This window comes from Falsiroseomonas oryzae, from assembly GCF_027856955.1.
Lineage (GTDB): Bacteria > Pseudomonadota > Alphaproteobacteria > Acetobacterales > Acetobacteraceae > Falsiroseomonas > Falsiroseomonas oryzae.
Genome location: NZ_JAPSMD010000447.1, coordinates 1 through 4266, shown reverse-complemented (window position 1 = coordinate 4266; position 4266 = coordinate 1). Strand labels below are relative to the sequence as shown.

At 70.9% G+C, this 4266-nt stretch carries 6 protein-coding genes; all 6 read right to left on the bottom strand.

Annotation, left to right across the window (positions count from 1 at the left end; genetic code table 11):
* A partial coding sequence (locus OZN99_RS26670) for an ATP synthase F0 subunit B (RefSeq protein WP_270938264.1) occupies nt 1-291 on the bottom strand: 291 nt, incomplete at its 3' end.
* A 10-nt stretch (nt 292-301) separates the two neighbouring features.
* Nucleotides 302-802 (bottom strand): F0F1 ATP synthase subunit B family protein, encoded by a 501-nt coding sequence (locus OZN99_RS26665; protein WP_270938263.1) that lies wholly within the window; start codon nt 800-802, stop codon nt 302-304.
* An 87-nt stretch (nt 803-889) separates the two neighbouring features.
* Nucleotides 890-1114 (bottom strand): ATP synthase subunit C family protein, encoded by a 225-nt coding sequence (locus tag OZN99_RS26660; RefSeq protein ID WP_270938262.1) that lies wholly within the window; start codon nt 1112-1114, stop codon nt 890-892.
* A 73-nt stretch (nt 1115-1187) separates the two neighbouring features.
* Entirely contained in the window at nt 1188-1943 is a 756-nt protein-coding gene (locus OZN99_RS26655) for a F0F1 ATP synthase subunit A (protein ID WP_270938261.1), read from the bottom strand.
* Nucleotides 1944-1988: 45 nt separating this feature from the next.
* Nucleotides 1989-2282 carry an AtpZ/AtpI family protein gene (locus tag OZN99_RS26650; protein ID WP_270938260.1) on the bottom strand — a complete coding sequence of 98 codons (294 nt, stop codon included), beginning with the start codon at nt 2280-2282 and terminating at the stop codon, nt 1989-1991.
* 109 nt (nt 2283-2391) lie between these two features.
* On the bottom strand, nt 2392-4260 hold the full coding sequence (locus OZN99_RS26645) for an ABC transporter ATP-binding protein (protein WP_270938265.1): 1869 nt from the start codon (nt 4258-4260) through the stop codon (nt 2392-2394).
* Nucleotides 4261-4266 lie beyond the last annotated feature (6 nt).

The following is a 4266-nucleotide window of genomic DNA, read 5'->3' as shown; positions in this document are numbered from 1 at the left end:
GGCGGCCGCGGCCTGGGCGACGCGCTCTGCCTCGACGCGCGCGCGGGCCAGCAGTTCCTCGGCCTCACGCAGCGCTGCAGCGCGCTCGGCCTCGGCCTGGACGCGCATCGCCTCGGCCTCGGTGCGCAGCCGCGCGGCCTCGTCCAGGTCGGCGCGGATGCGCGCCGCGCGGGCATCCAGCATCGGCGCGATGCGCGCCCATGCCATGCGCCCGAACGCCGCGACGAAGACGATGAAGGAGACGGCGACCCAGAACTTCGGGTCCAGCCAGAAATGCTCGTAGGCGTGCATCGGCGTCCCCTCAGGCCTGGCCGCGCGCGGCGAGCGCGCGATCCACCGCGGCGGTCACCGGCGTGCGGTCGGCACGCCCGGCGAGCTTCGCGACGAGCGACTCGGCCGTCTCGGTCGAGACCTGGCGCAGCGCGCCCATCGCCGCGTCGCGCGCGGCGGCGATACGCTGCTCGGCCTCCTGGATCTGCTGCGCCAGGCGGCGGTTCAGTTCCTCGCTGCGCGCGGCGGCTTCCGCCTGGGCCTGCTGCATGGCGCTGGCGATCGCGGACTGCGCCTCGGCACGCGCCTTGGCGGTGGCCTCACGATGCGCCGCCATGGCGGCATCCGCCTCGGCCTTGGCGGCCTGGGCAGCGCCGAGGTCGGCGGCGATGCGTGCCCGCCGCTCCTCCAGCACGCTTTCCACGCGCGGCAGCGCGTAGGTCGAGAGCACGTAGTAGAGCAGGCCGAAGATGATCAGCAGCCAGACGACCTGGGCGATCAGCAGCGGATTGTCGAAATCGAGCTGCGGCATGGCATGTCCCTCTCGCACCCTGTCCCGGACGCGCCGCGCGGCACGCGGCGCGCCATGTCCCGCCGGGCGGGCCCGGCGGGCGCGGGATCAGGTGAAGAGGATGAGGAAGGCGATCAGCAGCGCGAACAGCGCCACCGCTTCCGTCAGCGCGAAGCCCAGGATGCCGATCGGGAAGACCGCGTCGCGCGCCGCCGGGTTACGGGCCACGCTGTTGATCAGCGCGGAGAAGATGTTCCCGATGCCGAGACCCACGCCGAACAGCGCGATCACGGCGATGCCGGCCCCGAGGGCCTTCGCGGCAGCGACTTCCATTGTCCTAATCCTTCCGTCCTGAGCTTGGAGGTTCTGTCCGAGCGGTTGCGCCACACCCCGGTCACATGGCGGGTCAGTGCAGGTGCACCGCGTCGTGCAGGTAGATGGTGGTCAGGATCGCGAACACGTAGGCCTGCAGGAAGGCCACGAGGATCTCGAACCCGACCAGCGCGACGTTCACGGTCAGCGGCAGCACCGCGATGAAGGGTCCCACCGCGCCCAGGCCGCCCAGCAGCACGATGAAGGTGGCGAACACCTTCAGCATGACGTGGCCGGCGACCATGTTGGCGAAGAGACGGATCGACAGGCTGATCGGCCGCGACAGATAGGAGACGATCTCCACCGGAATGATGATCGGCGCCAACCAGATCGGCGCGCCTTCCGGGAAGAAGTAGCCGAAGAACTTCCGGCCGTGCAGCACCAGCGCCACGACGGTGATCAGCACGAACACCATCATCGCCAGCGCGAAGGTCACCACGATGTGGCTGGTGAAGGTGAAGGCGAAGGGCAGCAGACCGAGCAGGTTGCCGAACAGCACGAACATGAACAGCGCGAACACGAAGGGAAAGAACTTCTTGCCCTCGTCCCCGATCTGGTTCTGGCACAGCCCCTGGACGAATTCGTAGGTGCTTTCGGTCACGGCCTGCAGGCGGCCCGGCACGATCGCGCGCTTGGCCATGCCATACATCACCAGCGCGACGATAAGCCCGACCGCCAGCAGCATGTGCGCGCTGGATTGCGTGAACCCGACCGAGGCACCGACCTTGCCCAGCACGGGCACAAGCTCGAACTGGCCGAGCGCGTCGATCGTCTTGCCTTCCGCCGCCACCGCAACCTCTCCCGCGTCGACCGCGCGGGACGAGCCCGCCGCTGCCTATTTCCCAGCGTTCCGCGGATTGAACAGTCGGTAGACGTTCAGCACCCCGGCCGCGCCGCCGAGCACGAAGAACACCAGGAAGAGCCACGGCCAGGTGCCGAGCCAGCGGTCCACCAACCACCCCAGCCCGACGCCCGCGATCAGGGCCGACACGACCTCGACCCCCGCCCGGAACCCGATCCCCCAGGTGCCCCCTTGCGGCAACTGCCCGGAGCCGCTCGGCTTGGGATCAACCCCATGCCGGGCCCGGGCCTTGCGCAACCGCTCCTCGAAGCCGTCGTTCTCTGGCACGCGTGCTCCTCCTCGCGGTCCCCCGCCCGGAAGGCGGCCTGCTCCTACGGTGCGGGGGGGATGGTGTCAAGGCGACTGCCGCAATGCAGCAAGGCCGCGAGCCCGCCGTTCAATCGCCGATGAAGCCGCCGGACTGGCGCTGCCACAGCCTGGCATAGACGCCGCCCAGCGCCAGCAGTTCCGCATGCGTGCCGGTCTCCGCCACGCGGCCATGGTCCAGCACCACCAGGCGGTCCATGCGCGCCAGCGTGGACAAGCGATGCGCCACCGCGATCACCGTCTTGCCGGCCATCAGCCGGTCCAGGCTTTCCTGGATCGCGGCCTCCACCTCGGAATCGAGCGCGCTGGTCGCCTCGTCCAGCACCAGGATCGGCGCGTCCTTCAGCAGCACCCGGGCGATCGCGATGCGCTGGCGCTGCCCGCCCGAAAGCTTCACGCCGCGCTCGCCGACATGCGCATCGTAGCCCGACCGCCCGCGCCAGTCCGACAGGGCGGCGATGAACTCGTGCGCCTCCGCCCGCCGCGCGGCCTCCGCCACCGAGTCCTCGGTCGCGTCGGGCCGGCCATAGCGGATGTTCTCGCGGATGGAGCGGTGCAGCAGGGCGGTGTCCTGCGTCACGACCCCCACCGCGGCGCGCAGGGATTCGGCCGTGACGCCGGCAATGTCCTGTCCGTCCACCAGGATCCGCCCCGCCTCGGGGTCGAAGAAGCGCAGCAGCAGGTTGAGAGCGGTGGTCTTGCCCGCGCCGGAATGCCCGACCAGGCCCACCCGCTCGCCGGGCGACACGGTCAGGTCGAAGCCCGCCAGCACGCCGGACTCCCGACCATAGCCGAAATGCACCCGCTCGAAGCGGATCTCGCCCCGCGTCACCGCCAGCGGCGTCGCACCGGGCGGGTCGGGCGCGGTGGGCGGCACGGCGATCGATCCCATCGCCTCCTGCACCACGCCGATGTTCTCGAAGATGCCGGCGACGTTGAACGCGACCCAGCCGGAGATATTGGCGATCTGCCAGGCCATCGGCAGCGCCGCGGCGACGACGGCCAGCTCGATCTCGCCCCGCGACCAGAGCCAAACGGCCAGCCCCGCGGTCGAGACGATCAGGGTCGCGTTGAGGGTCGAGAGCAGCAGCGCGTTCAGTGTGACCAGCCGCGTCTGCCGCCCGAAATCGTGGTTCAGCCGCTCCAGCGCCTCGCGCACATGCGCGTCCTCCTGCTCGGCGCGGGCGAACAGCTTGACGGTCATGATGTTGGTGTAGCTGTCCACCACCCGCCCGGTCAGCGCGCTGCGCGCCTCGCTGGCCTTGCGCGCGCGGTCGCGCATGCGCGGGACGATGATGCGCAGCAGCGTGGCGTAGAGGGCGAACCAGCAGAGAATGGGGATCGCCAGCCGCGCATCCGTGCTGGCCAGCGCCAGCACCGCGCCGGCGCCATAGACCAGGATGTACCAGACGGCGTTGACGGACTGCACCACGCTCTCGCGCAGCGCGGGTCCGGCCTGCATCACGCGGTTGGCGATGCGGCCGGCGAAATCCTCCTGGAAGAAGGGCAGGCCCTGGCGCACCACGTGCCAGTGGCTCTGCCAGCGGATCATGCTGGTGACGCCAGGGATGATGCCCTGCTGCGTCACCAGGTTCTGGCACAGGATCGCGACCGGCCGGCAGACCAGCAGCACCGCCGCCATCGCCGCCATCGTGCCGCCCGCCTCCGCCCAGATGCCGCCGGGACCGTGCCGTTCCAGCAGGCCGACGACGCGGCCGATGAAGACGGGGATCAGCAGGTCGAGCAGCGCCACGGCCAGCCCGGCCAGGAACAGCGCGCCGAACAGCGCGCGCGCCTGGCGGGCGAAGTGCCAGTAGAAGCCGAGCAGGGATCGCGGCGGCGCATCCGCCGGCACCGGCACGCCCAGCGCGCGCGCCGCCGGCGCGCCGGGCGGCGCCACCGGATCCACCGCGCGCTCGAAGAAGCGGAAGGGGAGCACGCCCGG